The sequence below is a fragment of the Klebsiella sp. JN_Kp121 genome, from assembly GCF_040062145.1.
GTDB lineage: Bacteria > Pseudomonadota > Gammaproteobacteria > Enterobacterales > Enterobacteriaceae > Klebsiella > Klebsiella aerogenes.
On the sequence record NZ_JBEAHX010000003.1, the window covers coordinates 49,322 to 65,640 of the forward strand.

A 16,319-nucleotide genomic window follows, 5' to 3' on the forward strand; every position below is an offset into this window, starting at 1 on the left:
CTTTCGAGGACCGCGGGCCTTTTTATTTTTACCCGCCAGGTTGCGTCGGAGACTATAATCCGGCAAAGTCTGCGGCACTATGCGCAAGGGGTATAACATCGTGAAACGACTCATTATCGGCATTTCCGGCGCCAGCGGCGCGATTTACGGCGTACGCCTGCTACAGGTATTGCGTGACGTCGCGGAGGTCGAGACCCATCTGATAATGAGCCAGGCTGCACGTCAGACGCTGTCGCTGGAAACCGACTACTCGCTGCGGGAAGTGCAGGCGCTGGCCGATGTGGTACACGACGCGCGCGATATCGCCGCCAGCATCTCCTCCGGCTCGTTTAAAACCAGCGGGATGGTCATTCTACCGTGCTCGATGAAAACGCTCTCTGGCATCGTCAATAGCTATACCGATGGTCTACTGACCCGCGCGGCGGACGTGGTGTTAAAAGAGCGCCGCCCGCTGGTGCTTTGCGTACGCGAGACGCCGTTCCATCTGGGGCACCTGCGTTTAATGGTGCAGGCGGCGGAAATGGGCGCGGTGATCATGCCGCCGGTGCCGGCATTCTATCATCGTCCCCAGTCGCTGGATGATGTGATTAATCAGACGGTTAACCGGGTGATCGATCAGTTTGATATTGACCTGCCGCAGGACCTGTTTACCCGCTGGCAAGGCGGAGTATGATGCACCTGTTTGGTGCATTTTATTTACCTTTGCCTTCCACTGGTGCATTTTTGTTGTCCTGATCAAATCCTCGACATTTAATTTGTTTTTTTGCGTTTTGCCGCTGCGGTTTATCCGCCAATGCTGGTATCTTCCCTCTTAAGACAATATTGCAACTTTATATTAACAAATTTAACGCTGTTACCGGCACGCACCGGGAAAATGGCATAAAACCTGCAAGAACCGTCGGCAACATACATAACCAGACAGCGCACAACATAACAACATCACGACACTTAAGGGCTTTCTATGAAGAAGACGATCCTGGCTCTCTCGTTAATCATGGGAATCAGCAGCGCCGCCAGCGTATCTGCGGCGCTGCCGCAAAGTATCCGCATCGGCACCGATACCACCTATGCGCCTTTCTCGTCGAAGGATTCGAAGGGCAACTTTATTGGCTTTGACATCGATCTGGGCAATGAACTGTGCTCGCGTATCAAGGTGAAGTGCACTTGGGTGGGCAGCGATTTTGACGCGCTCATCCCCTCGCTGAAAGCGAAGAAAATCGACGCAATTATCTCGTCGCTATCGATTACCGAAAAACGACAGCAGGAGATTGCGTTCTCTGACAAGCTGTATGCGGCAGACTCTCGACTGATTGCCGCAAAAGGCTCGCCGATTCAGCCGACGCTGGAGTCGCTGAAAGGCAAGCATGTTGGCGTACTGCAGGGCTCCACCCAGGAGGCCTATGCCAACGAACGGTGGCGCAGCCAGGGCGTGGATGTTGTCGCCTATGCTAACCAGGATCTCATCTATTCCGACCTCGCCGCAGGGCGCCTTGATGCGGCGCTGCAGGATGAAGTCGCGGCCAGTGAAGGTTTCCTCAAACAACCTGCCGGTAAAGACTACGCGTTTGCCGGTCCTTCCGTTAAAGACAAAAAATACTTCGGCGATGGTACCGGCATCGGCCTGCGCAAAGAAGATGGCGAGCTGAAAGCCGCTTTCGACAAAGCGCTGGGTGAAATGCGTAAAGACGGCACCTACGACAAAATGGCGAAGAAATACTTCAACTTTAACGTCTACGGCGATTAAGACTGTAGCGGTCTGGTTATGCCAGGCCGCTCCATTGCGACGCGGTTATTGTTGCCCTTGATAGGTGCAAGCGGTTGATAGCTTGCACCAGAATGGGGCGGCAGCAGTTTTTCTTTGTTCATAAAATGCATAGTTAAGCGTTTCTGATGCAAAAAAATCTGCTTTCATGCGCATTTTGCTTTGCCTTGGCAGGGCGAATAATGGCACGATAACTGGCGTAAGTGCTTCTAATAAACCCGTTAGAATGACAGTCTGTTGAGGATAATTATGAAAAAACTGGCGTTGTCTCTTTCTTTGGCGCTGGCCCTTTCCAGCGTTTCCACGGTATTCGCAGCTATTCCACAGAAAATCCGTATCGGTACCGATCCTACTTATGCGCCGTTCGAATCGAAGAATGCGCAGGGGCAATTGATCGGTTTTGACATCGATCTGGCGAAAGAGCTGTGTAAGCGTATTAATACCCAATGTACCTTCGTTGAAAACCCGCTGGATGCGCTGATCCCCTCGTTAAAAGCGAAGAAAATCGATGCGATTATGTCCTCGCTGTCGATTACCGAAAAGCGCCAGCAGGAGATTGCCTTCACCGACAAACTTTATGCCGCTGACTCCCGTCTGGTGGTGAAAAAGGGCAGCGATATTACGCCAGACCTGAGCAAGCTGAAAGGCAAGCGCATTGGCGTTTTGCAGGGCACCACTCAGGAAACCTACGGCAACGAGCACTGGGCGCCGAAAGGCATTGAAATTGTCTCCTATCAGGGCCAGGACAATATCTATTCCGACCTGACCGCGGGCCGTATTGACGCCGCGTTCCAGGATGAGGTCGCCGCCAGCGAAGGTTTCCTCAAACAGCCGATTGGCAAAGATTATCAGTTTGGTGGCCCGTCCATTAAGGATGAGAAGTTGTTTGGCGTCGGTACCGGCATGGGCCTGCGTAAAGACGACACCGAGCTGCGTGAAGCGCTAAATAAAGCTTTCGCCGAGATGCGTAAAGACGGCACTTACGACAAGCTGGCGAAGAAATATTTCGACTTTAACGTGTACGGCGACTAATCATCGTTAGTACCTCGCCGCACGCGTTTTCACGTGCGGCGATCGATGACAGACAGGGCAGACAGCATGCTGTACGGGTTCTCACAGGTTATTTTTCAGGGCGCGCTGGTCACCCTTGAGCTGGCGCTTAGCTCGGTAGTGCTCGCGGTCCTTATTGGGCTGGTGGGCGCGGGGGCGAAATTATCCGCTAACCGGCCTATGGCGCTGGTGTTTGAAGGCTATACCACGCTGATCCGCGGGGTGCCGGATCTGGTGCTGATGCTGCTGATTTTCTATGGGCTACAGATCGCCCTTAACAGCATCACCGATGCATTAGGCATGGCGCAATTTGATATTGATCCGATGATCGCCGGTATTATCACCCTCGGCTTTATCTATGGCGCGTACTTCACTGAAACCTTCCGCGGCGCGTTTCTGGCGGTGCCGAAAGGCCATATTGAAGCGGCGACGGCATTTGGCTTCAGCGGTTGGCAGACGTTCCGCCGTATCCTGTTTCCGGCGATGATGCGCTATGCGCTGCCCGGTATCGGCAACAACTGGCAGGTGATTCTCAAAGCCACCGCGCTGGTGTCGCTGCTCGGTCTGGAAGACGTGGTGAAGGCAACGCAGCTGGCGGGCAAAAGCACCTGGCAGCCGTTCTATTTCGCTATCGTCTGCGGGGCGATCTATCTGGTGTTTACCACGATTTCCAATGGTGTGCTGCTGCTGCTTGAACGCCGCTACTCCGTGGGTGTGAAGAGGGCTGACCTGTGATTGAAATTATTCAGGAGTACTGGAAATCCCTGCTGTGGACCGACGGTTACCGTTTTACCGGCGTGGCGATCACCCTGTGGCTGTTGATTGCTTCAGTGGTGATGGGCGGTATCCTTGCGGTGTTTCTCGCCATCGGGCGGGTATCGAGCAATAAATACATTCAGTTTCCGATCTGGCTGTTTACCTATATTTTCCGCGGTACGCCGCTGTACGTGCAGCTGCTGGTGTTTTACTCCGGGATGTATACGCTGGAAATCGTCAAAGGCAGCGATCTGTTGAATGCGTTTTTCCGCAGCGGCCTGAACTGTACGGTGTTGGCATTGACCTTAAATACCTGCGCCTACACCACCGAGATTTTTGCGGGGGCGATTCGTTCGGTGGCGCCGGGCGAGATTGAGGCTGCGCGGGCTTACGGCTTTTCGTCAGTTAAGCTATACCGCTGCATTATTTTGCCGTCGGCACTGCGTATTGCGCTACCGGCGTACAGCAACGAAGTCATTCTGATGCTGCACTCGACGGCGCTGGCGTTTACCGCCACGGTGCCGGATTTGCTGAAAATTGCGCGTGATATTAACTCGGCGACCTATCAGCCGTTTACCGCTTTCGGCATTGCCGCGGTACTGTACTTAATTATTTCGTATGTGCTGATTAGCTTGTTCCGCAAGGCGGAAAAGCGCTGGTTGCAGCATATCAAACCCTCTTCGACGCACTGAGAAAGCCATGACCGACAATAAATTAAGCGTTATCGATCTGCATAAACGTTACGGCGAGCACGAGGTGCTGAAAGGCGTCTCGCTGAAAGCGAAGGCCGGAGACGTGATTAGTATTATCGGCTCATCGGGTTCCGGTAAAAGTACCTTCCTGCGCTGCATCAACTTTCTGGAGAAGCCAAGCGAAGGAACGATTATCGTCAATGGGCAGAATATTGGCCTGGTGCGCGATAAAGACGGCCAGTTGAAGGTAGCGGATAAAAACCAGCTGCGCCTGCTGCGCACGCGCCTGACGATGGTGTTCCAGCACTTCAACCTGTGGAGCCACATGACGGTACTGGAAAACGTTATGGAGGCGCCGATTCAGGTGCTCGGCCTCAACAAACAGGAAGCGCGCGATCGGGCGGTGAAGTATCTGGCGAAAGTCGGTATCGATGAACGCCAGCAGATCAAATATCCGGTACATCTTTCCGGCGGTCAGCAGCAGCGCGTATCCATCGCGCGGGCGCTGGCGATGGAGCCGGATGTGCTGCTGTTTGATGAGCCGACATCGGCACTGGATCCGGAGCTGGTGGGCGAAGTGTTGCGTATTATGCAAAAACTGGCGGAAGAGGGGAAAACCATGGTGGTCGTCACCCACGAAATGGGTTTTGCCCGCCACGTCTCTTCACACGTGATTTTCCTCCATCAGGGAAGAATCGAAGAAGAGGGACATCCCGACGAGCTATTCGGCAACCCGAAAAGCCAGCGCCTGCAGCAGTTCCTTAAAGGTTCACTGAAGTAATCGCCTCTATCCCGGCGGGTTCGCTCGCCGGGAATGACTTAACGCTCCAGCCGGTAGATCCAATCATCGTAATCCACGCCGTTGAGGTGGTAAGCATTTTCCAGCACCTGAATGCGTACAAAACCGTGCTTTTCCAGCAGCCGCGACGACCCCTGGTTATCTCCCAGCACCCAGGCATTAATGGCGTGGATGCCAAGGGTGGTAAAGCCGTAATCACAAATCGCGCGCAGCGCTTCGCTGGCGTAGCCCTGACCCTGCGCTTGCGGCAGTAGCGCGTAGCCGACGTCGGCCTCGTGCGGGTTTTTCGCGCTGATGCGCAGACCAATATCCCCCAGCGGCGTGCCGGCAGAATCGCGCAATACAAAGACGCCGGGATCTTCGCAGCGGCATTCAAACACGCTGCGTAGCGCCGTTTCGCTTAACACCTCACCCATGTAACGCATGACGTCAGGGTCCTGACGCAGACGCAGAAAAAAGGGCCAATCGGCCGGAGTGAAGCGGGAAAGCAACAGGCGGGGCGTGGTTATCGTAGTCATAAAGCAATTAATCAGCTAAAACGAAAGCCTACTTTACCACCATGCTGTGCCGGGTAACATGCTCGCCCTCGCGAATCAGCCCGTGGGTGACGTGGCGCTCAGACTTTGCAGGTAGCGCTGCACGCGGTGATTTTCCGGTGAACGGCGAAGCTGTAGCGCCAGGTTGAGGCTATCAAGCAGTAGGGCGTTAGCCACCATCGGCGAATCGGCGGCGATGCGCTTTTCCGCGACTAACCATTCAACGACGGATTTCCAGCGCCAGAGAGGGGAATTGCCCTTCACGCGCTGTACGGGGCCGGGAAACCGCCCGCTGCCGCGAGCGCCCTCTTTTAATAGCGCGATCGCCTGGCGGGAGACGCCGATAAGTTCGGCGATATCGCTCAGCCCGACCAGTGTCGAATCGATGGACTCCACGCGGATATCTGGCAGGGCGGCGGTTTCTACATCGCGGATGGCGGACAGAGCCGCCTGCTCCAGCGATTGGCCCTCGCGATCGAACTCGAGGTAGACCGCAGTACCGTAAAAGCAGACCAGCGCGTCGCTACAGCCTGCGGCAAAGAGCGCATCTTCCAGTCCTGGCGTTTGACTGGTGACGCCGGACAGCGTCAGCGTAAAATTAAATATCGGCATCGTTTTGCGTTCCTTATGCATGATGCGCGCGGTAGCCGGGATGGGACACCGTTCGACCATTCTGATTATTTGCCGGGCGTGGTTTTCAGGGACGGCGGGCGTCGACCAAATGCTCATCATATGTTCCCTGTGTTCAGTCACGCCGCAGACGAGGCGGCCAAAGCAATGAGCGCTTTTACCTGCAGGCAGCAATATCCACCCCCGCGCCAGCGCCGTGGCAATCGCCTTCCTGATATGTTTGTCCGGATGTTCCTTCATCGTCAAATCCTGCTCAGAATAAAAAGAGTGTTGACGGTTGTCAACGATTTTTGAGGGTATATTCCTCGTCAGGACGTTATGGCAGGAGAATAATTTTGCGGTTGGAATGCGCTTCACAAGAAGCGTAGCAAGGAGAGCGAGGAATTAACGATTTGCGAGGCGGCTTCCGCCCAAGGGAAGAGAACGGGGAGCCATTGCTCCCCGTTTATCGACTTAGCTCAACACATCCTTCAGAGCCTCTTCCAGATCGTACCAGCGAAAGCTAAAGCCGGCGGCTTCCAGGCGTTTAGGCAGCGCGCGCTGGCCGCCGAGCACCAGTACTGAAGATTCTCCCATCAGCAGGCGAATGGCGGCGGCGGGAACGCGGAAAATCGCCGGGCGATTGAGCGCGTGGCCGAGCGCGTGGGCAAACTGTTCGTTACGTACGGGATAGGGTGAGACCATATTGAACGGGCCGCGCAGATCGTTATCCAGCAGCCACAAGATCCCGTTCACCATATCATCGATATGGATCCACGCCAGATACTGACGACCGTCGCCGATAGGGCCGCCCAGGCCGAGCTTAAACGCTGGCGTCATTTTGGCCAGGATCCCGCCGCGCGGCGCTAATACGACGCCGGTGCGCAACAGGCACACGCGCGTGCGATCGCTTTGCGCCTCACAGGCGATTTGCTCCCAGCGGGCGCAAAGTTTATGGGTAAATTCGTTGTGCGGCGGCTCTTCCTCGGTCACCACGACTTCACCGAGATCGCCGTAATAGCCGGTAGCGGAACCGCTAATCAACACGGAGGGTGGTGTTTCGCTGGCTTTAAATAACGCGACCAGTTGCCGGGTGATGTCCCAGCGGCTGTGGCACAGGCGCTCTTTTTGCTCTGCCGTCCAGCGCTTATCGGCGATCGGTTCGCCGGCAAGGTTAATGACGGCGTCAAAGCCATCGAGGTTGTTTTGCCCTTCGAAACCGCGCCACAGCGTGACGCGGGGATCGAGACGGGCTTTCGCGCGTTCAGGGTTGCGGGTGGAAACCGTGAGCTGGTGCCCAGGTTCCAGCAGCCTGGTAATAAGATGCCGACCAATGAGCCCGGTACCGCCAGTGAGCAGGATTTTCATACCGCCTCCCTTACAAACGTTTTAGCGCCGCCAGCTCATGGTCATTGATACTGAGTCGGCATAGCGCAGCGCGTGAAGTTTATCGATCTCTACTTCAGCATAAGTGACCCAGTGATGTTCGCATGCGATATTGAGCACATCCTGGGTTAATTTTTCCAGCAGCGAGAAGCGGTTATTCTCGATATGGCTGATGATGCGCTTAGTAATGGTGCGATAGTTCAGGGCATCATTGATGTCTTCGCTGTCGCGAGCCTTATCGGCCGGATAGTGAATCACCACATTAACCAATACGTCCTGACGGTTGGCGATCTCTTCCTCTTTGATTCCAATAAAAGTACGCAGGCGCAGGTTCTTAATACGAATAATGGCGTCTGGCTGAGACATTGCAGGCTTCCTCCGTGTAGTAATTTCCGCAATCATACATGAAAGCACGCCCTGCGAGCAGGGGATTAATACTGTTGCGTTTTGAGTAGCGCTTGTTGCGTTGCCGGGCGCTGGCGGATGCGTTCAAACCAGTTATGCACCGCCGGGAACTGGCTAAGATCGATGCGTTGGCGCGAGTGGGCATTAATCCATGGCCAGCAGGCGATATCGGCGATACTGTAGTGCTCGCCGCCCAACCATGGACTGGTTTCAAGACGCCGGTTCATTACGCCATACAGGCGCTGGCTTTCGACCTGATAGCGTTCAATGGCGTAAGGGACAGCCTGAGGCGCGTGATGGTTAAAGTGGTGGTTTTGCCCAAGCATTGGCCCCAGACCGCCGACCTGCCAGAATAGCCATTGCAGGGTAGTATGCCGCTCGCGCAGCTCGCCGCTTAGTAATTTTCCCGATTTCTCCGCCAGATAGAGCAGGATTTCTCCTGACTCAAACAGGCTTAACGGCGCGCCGCCGTCGACCGGAACGTGGTCAACGATCGCCGGGATCTTATTATTTGGCGAGATAGCCAGAAACTGCGGGCGAAACTGTTCACCTTTGCCGATATCGACGCGTATCAGGCGATAGGCCAGCTGCGCCTCTTCGAGAAAAAGAGTGATTTTGTGGCCGTTGGGGGTAGGTGCGTAGTAAAGATCGATCATGAGGTCTCCCGCCATCGAAGGTCGCAAACGTTTCGAGTATAGGCGACCTGCGCCATCGCGGGGCAAAGATTAAAATTGCGAAATCCTCATGTGGCTGTCAGTGACATCTTATAGCAGACCAGCTATGTTGATTTATCACCCCCTGGCTTCATTGAGGATGTCATGAATCAGCCTGTTATTACTCTGTGGTCCGATGCCGATTTTTTCTCCCCCTATGTGATGTCCGTGTACGTGGCGCTGCAGGAAAAAAGCCTGCCGTTCACCCTTAAAACCGTCAATCTCGACAGCGGCGAGCATCTGCAGCCGGGCTGGAAGGGCTACTCCGCGACACGGCGCGTGCCGCTGCTGGAAGTGGATAATTTTTCGCTGAGCGAATCCTCGGCCATCACCGAATACCTTGACGAGCGCTTTGCGCCGCCGGAATGGGAGCGCTTGTATCCGCACGACCTGCAAAAACGCGCGCGGGCGCGGCAGGTGCAGGCCTGGCTGCGAAGCGATCTGATGCCCATCCGCGAAGAACGTTCTACCGACGTGGTGTTTGGCGGCGCGAAGAAGCCTGCGCTTAGCGCTGCGGGGCAAACCAGCGCGGCTAAACTCTTCGCTACCGCCGGCGCGCTTTTGGCGCATGGCGGACAGAATCTGTTTGGCGAATGGTGTATCGCCGATGCCGATCTTGCGCTGATGCTAAACCGTCTGGTGCTGAACGGCGATGAGGTGCCGGAAGCGCTGGCGGACTATGCGACCTTCCAGTGGCAACGGGCATCTGTTCAGCGTTATGCCGCACTGTCGGCTAAACGTAGCGGCTGATAAGCGCAGGTAGTTCCGTTATCATAGACAGACCGTATTGTCTGGTAAGGGGTTGATATGAAACTGATGTTCGCATCCGATATTCACGGCTCGCTGCCTGCGACCGAACGCGTTCTGGAACGCTTCGCGCAGAGCGGGGCGCAGTGGCTGGTTATCCTCGGCGATGTGCTCAATCACGGGCCGCGCAACGCGCTGCCGGAAGGGTATGCGCCGGCGCAGGTCGCCGAGCGGCTGAACAGCGTTGCGCAGCGGATTATCGCCGTCCGCGGTAACTGTGATAGCGAAGTCGATCAAATGCTGCTGCATTTCCCCATTACTGCCCCCTGGCAGCAGGTGCTTAGCGAACGCTACCGCCTGTTTTTGACCCACGGTCATCTCTATAGTCCGGATAATTTGCCGCCGCTCGCTGCTGGCGATGTACTGGCTTATGGTCATACTCATATTCCGGTTGCCGAGAAACGCGGCGATGTATTCCTCTTCAATCCTGGCTCTGTGAGCATCCCGAAAGGCGGCTTTGCCGCCAGCTATGGCATGCTGGAAGATGATCGGCTGCAGGTTTTCGCACTCAATGATAATCAGGTTATTGCAGAGGCCGCGATTTACCCGTAATTTACCCCTCAATCGTAAAGACGCGCCGCGAGAGCGCTTAAAAGTAAGGTTTCCTGATGGCGGAACAGAAGCATTTGGCAAGCACAGAATGGGTCGATATTGTTAATGAAAACAATGAGGTGATAGCACAGTCCAGCCGCGAGCAAATGCGCGCGCAGTGTCTGCGCCACCGCGCGACCTATATTGTGGTTCATGATGGGATGGGCAAGATTCTGGTACAGCGCCGTACCGAGAGCAAAGATTTCATGCCGGGCATGCTGGATGCGACCGCCGGCGGCGTGGTGCAGGCGGATGAACAGCTGCTGGACTCCGCGCGCCGCGAAGCGGAAGAAGAGCTGGGGATTGCGGGCGTGCCTTTTGCCGATCACGGCCAATTCTACTACGAAGATAAACACTGCCGCGTCTGGGGAAGCCTGTTTAGCTGTGTTTCTCATGGCCCGTTCGCCCTGCAGGAAGAAGAGGTCAGCGAGGTATGCTGGTTGACGCCGGAAGAGATCACCGCGCGCTGCGATGAGTTCACCGCCGATTCACTGAAAGCGCTGGCGCTGTGGATGACCCGTAACGCGGGCAATACCGGCCACGATCGCGACGAGCCGGAAGAAGAGGAAGCGTAATTTTCTTTACGCGTTAGAGCCATAAAAAAGGCAGCCATTTGGCTGCCTTTCTTGTCTCAGCGGGAGATTATTTCTGCTGCTGAGAAGACTGAATCGCCGTCAGTGCGATGGTGTAGACGATATCGTCTACCAGCGCGCCGCGGGACAGGTCGTTTACCGGCTTACGCATACCCTGCAGCATCGGCCCGATGGAGATCAGGTCAGCGGAACGCTGTACGGCTTTGTAAGTGGTGTTACCGGTGTTCAGATCCGGGAAGATGAACACGGTCGCGCGGCCAGCTACCGGAGAGTTTGGCGCTTTGGACTTCGCAACATCGGCCATTACCGCGGCATCATACTGCAGCGGACCGTCGATCATCAGGTCAGGACGTTTTTCCTGCGCCAGACGAGTTGCTTCGCGTACTTTTTCTACATCGCTACCTGCGCCGGAGGTGCCGGTAGAGTAGGAGAGCATAGCCACGCGCGGTTCGATACCGAAGGCAATCGCGGAATCAGCGGACTGAATCGCGATTTCCGCCAGCTGTTCTGCCGTCGGATCCGGGTTGATCGCGCAGTCGCCGTAAACGTAAACCTGTTCCGGCAGCAGCATGAAGAATACGGAAGAGACCAGCGAGCTGCCCGGCGCCGTTTTGATAAGCTGCAGCGGCGGACGGATGGTATTGGCGGTGGTGTGAACCGCGCCGGATACCAGGCCGTCGACTTCGTCTTGTTCCAGCATCAGGGTGCCGAGAACCACGTTATCTTCCAGCTGTTCGCGCGCAACCGCTTCGGTCATACCTTTGTTCTTACGCAGTTCGACCAGACGCGCCACGTAGCTTTCGCGAACCACTTCCGGATCGACGATTTCAATACCAGCGCCCAGCTCTACGCCCTGAGAGGCCGCAACGCGGTTGATCTCATCCGGGTTGCCCAGCAGCACGCAGGTTGCAATACCGCGCTCGGCACAGATGGCCGCCGCTTTAACGGTACGCGGTTCGTCGCCTTCCGGCAGAACGACGCGTTTGCCCGCTTTACGCGCCAGCTCGGTCAGCTGGTAGCGGAAGGCTGGCGGAGACAGACGACGGCTGCGCTCGGATGTCGCGGTCAGCGATTCGATCCAGTCGGCGTTGATATAGTTGGCAACGTATTCCTGTACTTTCTCGATGCGCTCGTGATCGTCAACCGGTACTTCCAGGTTGAAGCTCTGCAGGCTCAGAGAGGTCTGCCAGGTGTTGGTGTTAACCATGAATACCGGCAGGCCGGTGGCGAAAGCACGTTCGCACAGCTTGCTGATGCGCGCGTCCATTTCATAGCCGCCGGTCAGCAGGATAGCGCCGATTTCTACGCCGTTCATCGCCGCCAGGCAGGCAGCGACCAGTACGTCTGGACGGTCTGCGGAAGTCACCAGCAGAGAACCCGGACGGAAGTGTTCCAGCATGTGCGGAATGCTGCGCGCGCAGAAGGTTACAGACTTCACGCGGCGAGTATTGATGTCGCCTTCGTTGATCACGGTCGCATTCAGGTGATGCGCCATGTCGATAGCGCGCGTGGCGATCAGGTCGAAGCTCCATGGCACCGCGCCCAGCACCGGCAGCGGGCTGCCATTCTGCAGTTGAGCCGGGTCGATCTTCACGACTTTCGCTTTAGACGAGTCGTCAAAGATTTCGGACAGGTCAGGGCGTGTACGGCCTTGTTCATCAACCGGAGCATTCAGTTTGTTAACGATAACGCCAGTGATGCTGGTGTTTTTCGCGCCGCCAAAGCTGTTGCGAGTCAGTTCGATACGCTCGTTCAGCTGTTCCGGGGTATCGGTGCCCTGAGACATCACGAAGACGATTTCCGCGTTAAGCGTTTTTGCGATTTCGTAGTTCAGAGACTGAGCGAACTGGTGTTTACGAGTCGGGACCAGGCCTTCAACCAGCACCACTTCAGCATCCTGAGTGTTGGCATGGTAGTTGGCGATGATCTCTTCCATCAGCACGTCTTTCTGGTTGCTGGACAGCAGCGACTCAACGTGGCTCATGTTCATCGGTTCAGCGGCAGTCGTCGTTGAAGAGCTGGCGCGAACGATGGTGGTAGTCTGGTCTGGAGTATCGCCACCGGAACGCGGCTGGGCGATAGGTTTAAAGACGCTCAGGCGAACGCCTTTGCGTTCCATAGCGCGGATAACACCGAGGCTGACGCTAGTCAGGCCTACGCTGGTTCCGGTAGGGATCAGCATGATAGTACGGGACACGATATATCCTCTTTCGTTACCGCCAGTTTTAGGCGGGATACAAAACAGCACCGCCAGCTTACCGTTCATACTTCAAGTGGCAACTCGAAGCAGTCAGGATTATCGCTGGCGGTGTGGAATTAAGCGGTCAGACGGTGTGCGTCTTGAGCGATCACCAGCTCTTCGTTGGTCGGGATAACCACGGCAGGGCGGGTGCCTTCTTTGTTGATGAAGCCAGACTTGCCGAAACGGGCAGCCAGGTTACGCTCGTGATCAACTTCGAAGCCCAGAACGCCCAGTTTACCCAGGGACAGTTCACGAACCATCGCGGCGTTTTCACCGATACCACCGGTGAAGACAACGGCGTCCAGACGGCCATCCATCAGCGCGGTGTAAGAACCGATGTATTTCGCCAGACGGTGGCAGTAAACGTCCATTGCGCGTTTAGCGTCAGCTTTATCCGCGTAGTTGTCTTCAACGTAGCGGCAGTCGCTGGTGACTTCGGTCAGACCCAGCAGGCCGGACTCTTTGGTCAGCATTTTGTTGATAGCATCTACGCTCATACCCAGCGCGTCGTGCAGGTGGAAAATGATTGCCGGGTCGATATCGCCAGAGCGAGTACCCATCACCAGACCTTCCAGCGGGGTCAGACCCATGGAGGTATCAACGCATTTACCGTTACGGATAGCGGAAACGGAACCGCCGTTGCCGAGGTGGCAGGTGATGATGTTCAGTTCTTCAACCGGCTTGTTCAGAACCTTAGCGGCTTCCTGAGTCACATAGTAGTGGCTGGTGCCGTGCGCGCCGTAACGACGTACGCCGTGCTCTTTGTACAGGCTGTACGGCAGGGCATACAGGTAGGACTCTTCCGGCATGGTCTGATGGAACGCGGTGTCGAACACGGCAACGTTCTTGTCTTTCAGGTGCGGGAAGGATTTCAGCGCTTCAGCGATACCGATCAGGTGCGCCGGGTTGTGCAGCGGTGCGAAGGAAGCGGAGTCTTTGATGCCCTGAATAACGGAATCGTCGATGACAACGGAACTGGTGTATTTTTCACCGCCGTGAACGATACGATGGCCAATTGCGGTCAGCTGTGCTGACAGTTCTGGTTTTTGTGCCAGAATAGTGTTAACGATAAAGTTCAGCGCTTCACTGTGAGCGGCGCCTGCGCCTAACTCAGCTTCGTGTTTGCCGCCGTCCATTTTCCATTTGATACGGGCTTCAGGAAGATGGAAACATTCGGCTAAACCGGAGAGATATTCGTCACCGTTAACGGCATCCAGGATAGCAAATTTCAGGGAAGAGCTACCGCAGTTCAGAACCAGTACTAACTTACTCGACATGGAAGTACCTTTTATGATACGTGGCTAAAAAAACATCAGTGTGTCACAAAGCGTAGCGCAGGATGACATCGACATTTATGATTAACATCATGCCTTGTTCTGTTTTCTGGCACGATGAGGGAAGTACATATGATTTTATGTCATTTTGCATAATTTTCCGCCAGCAGCAGAATATGCGATAATTTGACTAACCTGGTAAAAGGGTCTAACCGCCCTCTCAGGTGGGCACAGGATACCTGATTGCCGCACCCATTGCCAAAATCTTTTGAACGTTGTCATGCACAGTTGGTGTTTTGCACGAAAATTTTAAGTTTTATATGTAAAGTTGAGGTATAGCCATGTCGACCCCTGAGAATCGCCCCGTTAGCTTTTTTAGCTTGTTTCGTCGCGGGCAGCACTATGCGAAGACCTGGCCCCTCGATAAGCGGCTGGCGCCGGTGTTTATCGAAAACCGCATTATTCGCGCCACCCGCTACGCGATTCGCATCATGCCGCCGGTTGCGGTCTTCACCCTGTGCTGGCAGATAGCGCTCGGCGGCCAGCTCGGCCCGGCCGTCGCCACCGCGCTATTTGCCTTAAGCCTGCCGATGCAGGGGCTGTGGTGGTTGGGCAAGCGTTCCGTCACGCCATTACCGCCATCAATACTGAACTGGTTTTATGAAGTGCGCGGCAAATTACAAGAGGCCGGTCAGGCGTTAGCGCCGGTTGACGGCAAGCCGGATTACCAGGCGCTGGCTGACACGCTTAAGCGCGCCTTCAAACAACTGGATAAAACTTTCCTTGATGATTTGTAATTCCATACGGAAAACGCATATAAAAGAAGGCGCATGATTTATGCGCCTTCTTTATTTCACGCCGTAAGTGCTACAGGAGTCAAAAATGGAAATGACCAATGCGCAGCGTCTGATTTTGTCCAATCAGTACAAGATGATGACTATGCTCGACCCGGACAACGCTGAACGTTACCGCCGTCTACAGACCATCATCGAGCGTGGATATGGGCTGCAAATGCGCGAGCTGGACCGCGAATTTGGCCAACTGACGGAAGAAACCTGCCGGACGATTATCGATATCATGGAGATGTACCACGCGCTGCACGTCTCGTGGACCAACCTCAAAGATGCGTCCGGTATTGATGAACGCCGGGTCACTTTCCTTGGCTTTGATGTCGCCACCGAGGCCCGTTATCTCGGCTATGTGCGCTTTATGGTCAATGTAGAAGGGCGCTATAGCCACTTCGACGCAGGAACTCACGGCTTTAACTCGCAGACGCCGATGTGGGAAAAATACCAGCGTATGCTGGCCGCCTGGCACTCCTGTCCGCGCCAGTATCATTTGAGTAGTAACGAAATTAACCAAATTATTAATGCCTGATGGAGGTGCCCGTGCAGTGTAAAGGTTTCCTGTTCGATCTCGACGGGACGCTGGTGGATTCTTTACCGGTTGTCGAGCGTTCATGGTGTAAATGGGGCGATCGTTTCGGCATTCCGCATGATGAAATTCTCGGTTTCATTCACGGTAAACAGGCCATCACTTCGATTCGCCATTTTATGCCGGGGCGCAGCGAAGAGGATATTCAGGCCGAGTTCCGCTTCCTTGAGCAGATTGAAGCCACCGATATCGACGGCATTGTCGCACTGCCGGGCGCGTTAAACTTGCTGAATACGCTCAATGAAGCCGGTATCCCCTGGGCTATTGTGACCTCGGGGTCGATTCCGGTCGCTCACGCCCGCCACCGCGCGGCAGGTCTGCCGATGCCGAAAGTGTTTGTTACCGCCGAACAGGTGAAGAAGGGGAAACCGGCGCCGGATGCTTATCTGCTCGGCGCTGAACTGCTGGGGATACCGGCGCAACAGTGCGCGGTGGTTGAAGATGCGCCGGCGGGGCTGCTTTCCGGGCTGGCTGCCGGATGCCGCACCATCGCCGTCAACGTTCCGGCGGATGCGCCGCGTCTTGATGAAGCCGATCTGGTGCTGACGACTCTCGAAAGTTTGCGCATTGAACGGCAGGCGGACGGCAATGTTCAGGTGAATCTTAAAGCATAATCTCATGACTTAGCCCCGCGTCGCCGGGGCTTTTTTGTGCCACAATTTCGGCTCCC

Annotated in this window: 20 protein-coding genes and 1 pseudogene; 12 read left to right on the forward strand and 9 right to left on the reverse strand. The window is 55.4% G+C overall.

The genetic code is table 11. The annotated features are described in order from the left end of the window. Positions 1–100 precede the first annotated feature (100 nt). Positions 101–673 carry a UbiX family flavin prenyltransferase gene (locus tag ABLU86_RS07235; protein ID WP_020078233.1) on the forward strand — a complete coding sequence of 191 codons (573 nt, stop codon included), beginning with the start codon at positions 101–103 and terminating at the stop codon, positions 671–673. Between the two features lie 110 nt (positions 674–783). Here the strand turns inward: ABLU86_RS07235 and ABLU86_RS07240 are convergent, their stop codons facing one another. Then, complete coding sequence (locus tag ABLU86_RS07240) at positions 784–912, reverse strand: hypothetical protein (protein WP_192942300.1); 129 nt, start codon at positions 910–912, stop codon at positions 784–786. Between the two features lie 49 nt (positions 913–961). On the opposite strand from ABLU86_RS07240, the gene argT reads away from it, so the two are divergent. The 5 genes from argT (at position 962) to hisP (ending at position 5,041) form a co-directional block, all read left to right on the forward strand. Further along, positions 962–1,744, forward strand: coding sequence for a lysine/arginine/ornithine ABC transporter substrate-binding protein ArgT (gene argT / locus ABLU86_RS07245; protein ID WP_015365561.1), 783 nt, complete (start codon positions 962–964; stop codon positions 1,742–1,744). Between the two features lie 267 nt (positions 1,745–2,011). Next, positions 2,012–2,794 (forward strand): histidine ABC transporter substrate-binding protein HisJ, encoded by a 783-nt coding sequence (gene hisJ / locus ABLU86_RS07250; protein WP_015365563.1) that lies wholly within the window; start codon positions 2,012–2,014, stop codon positions 2,792–2,794. A gap of 66 nt (positions 2,795–2,860) precedes the next feature. Continuing rightward, positions 2,861–3,547: a histidine ABC transporter permease HisQ gene (locus tag ABLU86_RS07255; protein ID WP_015365564.1), complete on the forward strand. Its 687-nt coding sequence runs from the start codon at positions 2,861–2,863 to the stop codon at positions 3,545–3,547. Further along, positions 3,544–4,260: an ABC transporter permease gene (locus ABLU86_RS07260; RefSeq protein WP_015365565.1), complete on the forward strand. Its 717-nt coding sequence runs from the start codon at positions 3,544–3,546 to the stop codon at positions 4,258–4,260. The genes ABLU86_RS07255 and ABLU86_RS07260 overlap by 4 nt, the downstream gene beginning before the upstream one ends. Before the next feature lie 7 nt (positions 4,261–4,267). Next, the gene (hisP, locus tag ABLU86_RS07265; RefSeq protein WP_032708793.1) at positions 4,268–5,041 is read left to right on the forward strand and encodes a histidine ABC transporter ATP-binding protein HisP; all 774 of its coding nucleotides are present in this window, start codon (positions 4,268–4,270) and stop codon (positions 5,039–5,041) included. 38 nt (positions 5,042–5,079) lie between these two features. Here hisP and ABLU86_RS07270 read toward each other — a convergent pair whose 3' ends face one another. The 6 genes and pseudogenes from ABLU86_RS07270 to yfcG form a co-directional block, all read right to left on the reverse strand. Further along, complete coding sequence (locus ABLU86_RS07270) at positions 5,080–5,577, reverse strand: GNAT family N-acetyltransferase (protein WP_046883426.1); 498 nt, start codon at positions 5,575–5,577, stop codon at positions 5,080–5,082. Positions 5,578–5,652: 75 nt separating this feature from the next. Next, positions 5,653–6,207, reverse strand: coding sequence for a hypothetical protein (locus tag ABLU86_RS07275; RefSeq protein ID WP_015365568.1), 555 nt, complete (start codon positions 6,205–6,207; stop codon positions 5,653–5,655). A gap of 9 nt (positions 6,208–6,216) precedes the next feature. After that, positions 6,217–6,465 (reverse strand): annotated as a pseudogene (locus tag ABLU86_RS07280) (DNA-binding protein); the annotation flags it as partial. 213 nt (positions 6,466–6,678) lie between these two features. After that, a complete protein-coding gene (locus ABLU86_RS07285; RefSeq protein WP_032715039.1) occupies positions 6,679–7,572 on the reverse strand; it encodes a TIGR01777 family oxidoreductase in 894 nt (297 codons plus the stop codon). Between the two features lie 21 nt (positions 7,573–7,593). Next, complete coding sequence (folX, locus tag ABLU86_RS07290) at positions 7,594–7,956, reverse strand: dihydroneopterin triphosphate 2'-epimerase (RefSeq protein ID WP_015365570.1); 363 nt, start codon at positions 7,954–7,956, stop codon at positions 7,594–7,596. Between the two features lie 65 nt (positions 7,957–8,021). Beyond that, positions 8,022–8,651, reverse strand: coding sequence for a GSH-dependent disulfide bond oxidoreductase (yfcG, locus tag ABLU86_RS07295; RefSeq protein WP_020078237.1), 630 nt, complete (start codon positions 8,649–8,651; stop codon positions 8,022–8,024). Positions 8,652–8,813: 162 nt separating this feature from the next. Here yfcG and yfcF point away from each other — a divergent pair, with 162 nt between their 5' ends. Genes yfcF through yfcD form a run of 3 tightly spaced genes read left to right on the forward strand, consistent with a single transcriptional unit; the run spans position 8,814 to position 10,681 of the window. Beyond that, the gene (gene yfcF / locus ABLU86_RS07300) at positions 8,814–9,458 is read left to right on the forward strand and encodes a glutathione transferase (protein ID WP_015365572.1); all 645 of its coding nucleotides are present in this window, start codon (positions 8,814–8,816) and stop codon (positions 9,456–9,458) included. A 57-nt stretch (positions 9,459–9,515) separates the two neighbouring features. Then, positions 9,516–10,067, forward strand: coding sequence for a phosphodiesterase (gene yfcE, locus ABLU86_RS07305; RefSeq protein ID WP_015365573.1), 552 nt, complete (start codon positions 9,516–9,518; stop codon positions 10,065–10,067). A 56-nt stretch (positions 10,068–10,123) separates the two neighbouring features. Continuing rightward, the gene (yfcD, locus tag ABLU86_RS07310; protein WP_042893862.1) at positions 10,124–10,681 is read left to right on the forward strand and encodes an NUDIX hydrolase YfcD; all 558 of its coding nucleotides are present in this window, start codon (positions 10,124–10,126) and stop codon (positions 10,679–10,681) included. Between the two features lie 67 nt (positions 10,682–10,748). On the opposite strand, the gene pta is transcribed toward yfcD, so the two are convergent. Then, positions 10,749–12,896, reverse strand: coding sequence for a phosphate acetyltransferase (pta, locus tag ABLU86_RS07315; RefSeq protein ID WP_026612251.1), 2,148 nt, complete (start codon positions 12,894–12,896; stop codon positions 10,749–10,751). Between the two features lie 119 nt (positions 12,897–13,015). Next, positions 13,016–14,218, reverse strand: a complete 1,203-nt coding sequence (gene ackA, locus ABLU86_RS07320) for an acetate kinase (RefSeq protein ID WP_015365576.1) — start codon at positions 14,216–14,218, stop codon at positions 13,016–13,018. 338 nt (positions 14,219–14,556) lie between these two features. On the opposite strand from ackA, the gene yfbV reads away from it, so the two are divergent. The 3 genes from yfbV to ABLU86_RS07335 all read left to right on the forward strand — a co-directional run bounded on the left by yfbV (position 14,557) and on the right by ABLU86_RS07335 (position 16,263). Beyond that, positions 14,557–15,012: a terminus macrodomain insulation protein YfbV gene (yfbV, locus tag ABLU86_RS07325; RefSeq protein WP_015365578.1), complete on the forward strand. Its 456-nt coding sequence runs from the start codon at positions 14,557–14,559 to the stop codon at positions 15,010–15,012. Positions 15,013–15,097: 85 nt separating this feature from the next. Continuing rightward, the gene (locus tag ABLU86_RS07330; RefSeq protein WP_015365579.1) at positions 15,098–15,592 is read left to right on the forward strand and encodes a YfbU family protein; all 495 of its coding nucleotides are present in this window, start codon (positions 15,098–15,100) and stop codon (positions 15,590–15,592) included. An 11-nt stretch (positions 15,593–15,603) separates the two neighbouring features. Beyond that, positions 15,604–16,263, forward strand: a complete 660-nt coding sequence (locus ABLU86_RS07335; protein ID WP_015706163.1) for a sugar phosphatase — start codon at positions 15,604–15,606, stop codon at positions 16,261–16,263. The last annotated feature ends 56 nt before the right edge of the window (positions 16,264–16,319 follow it).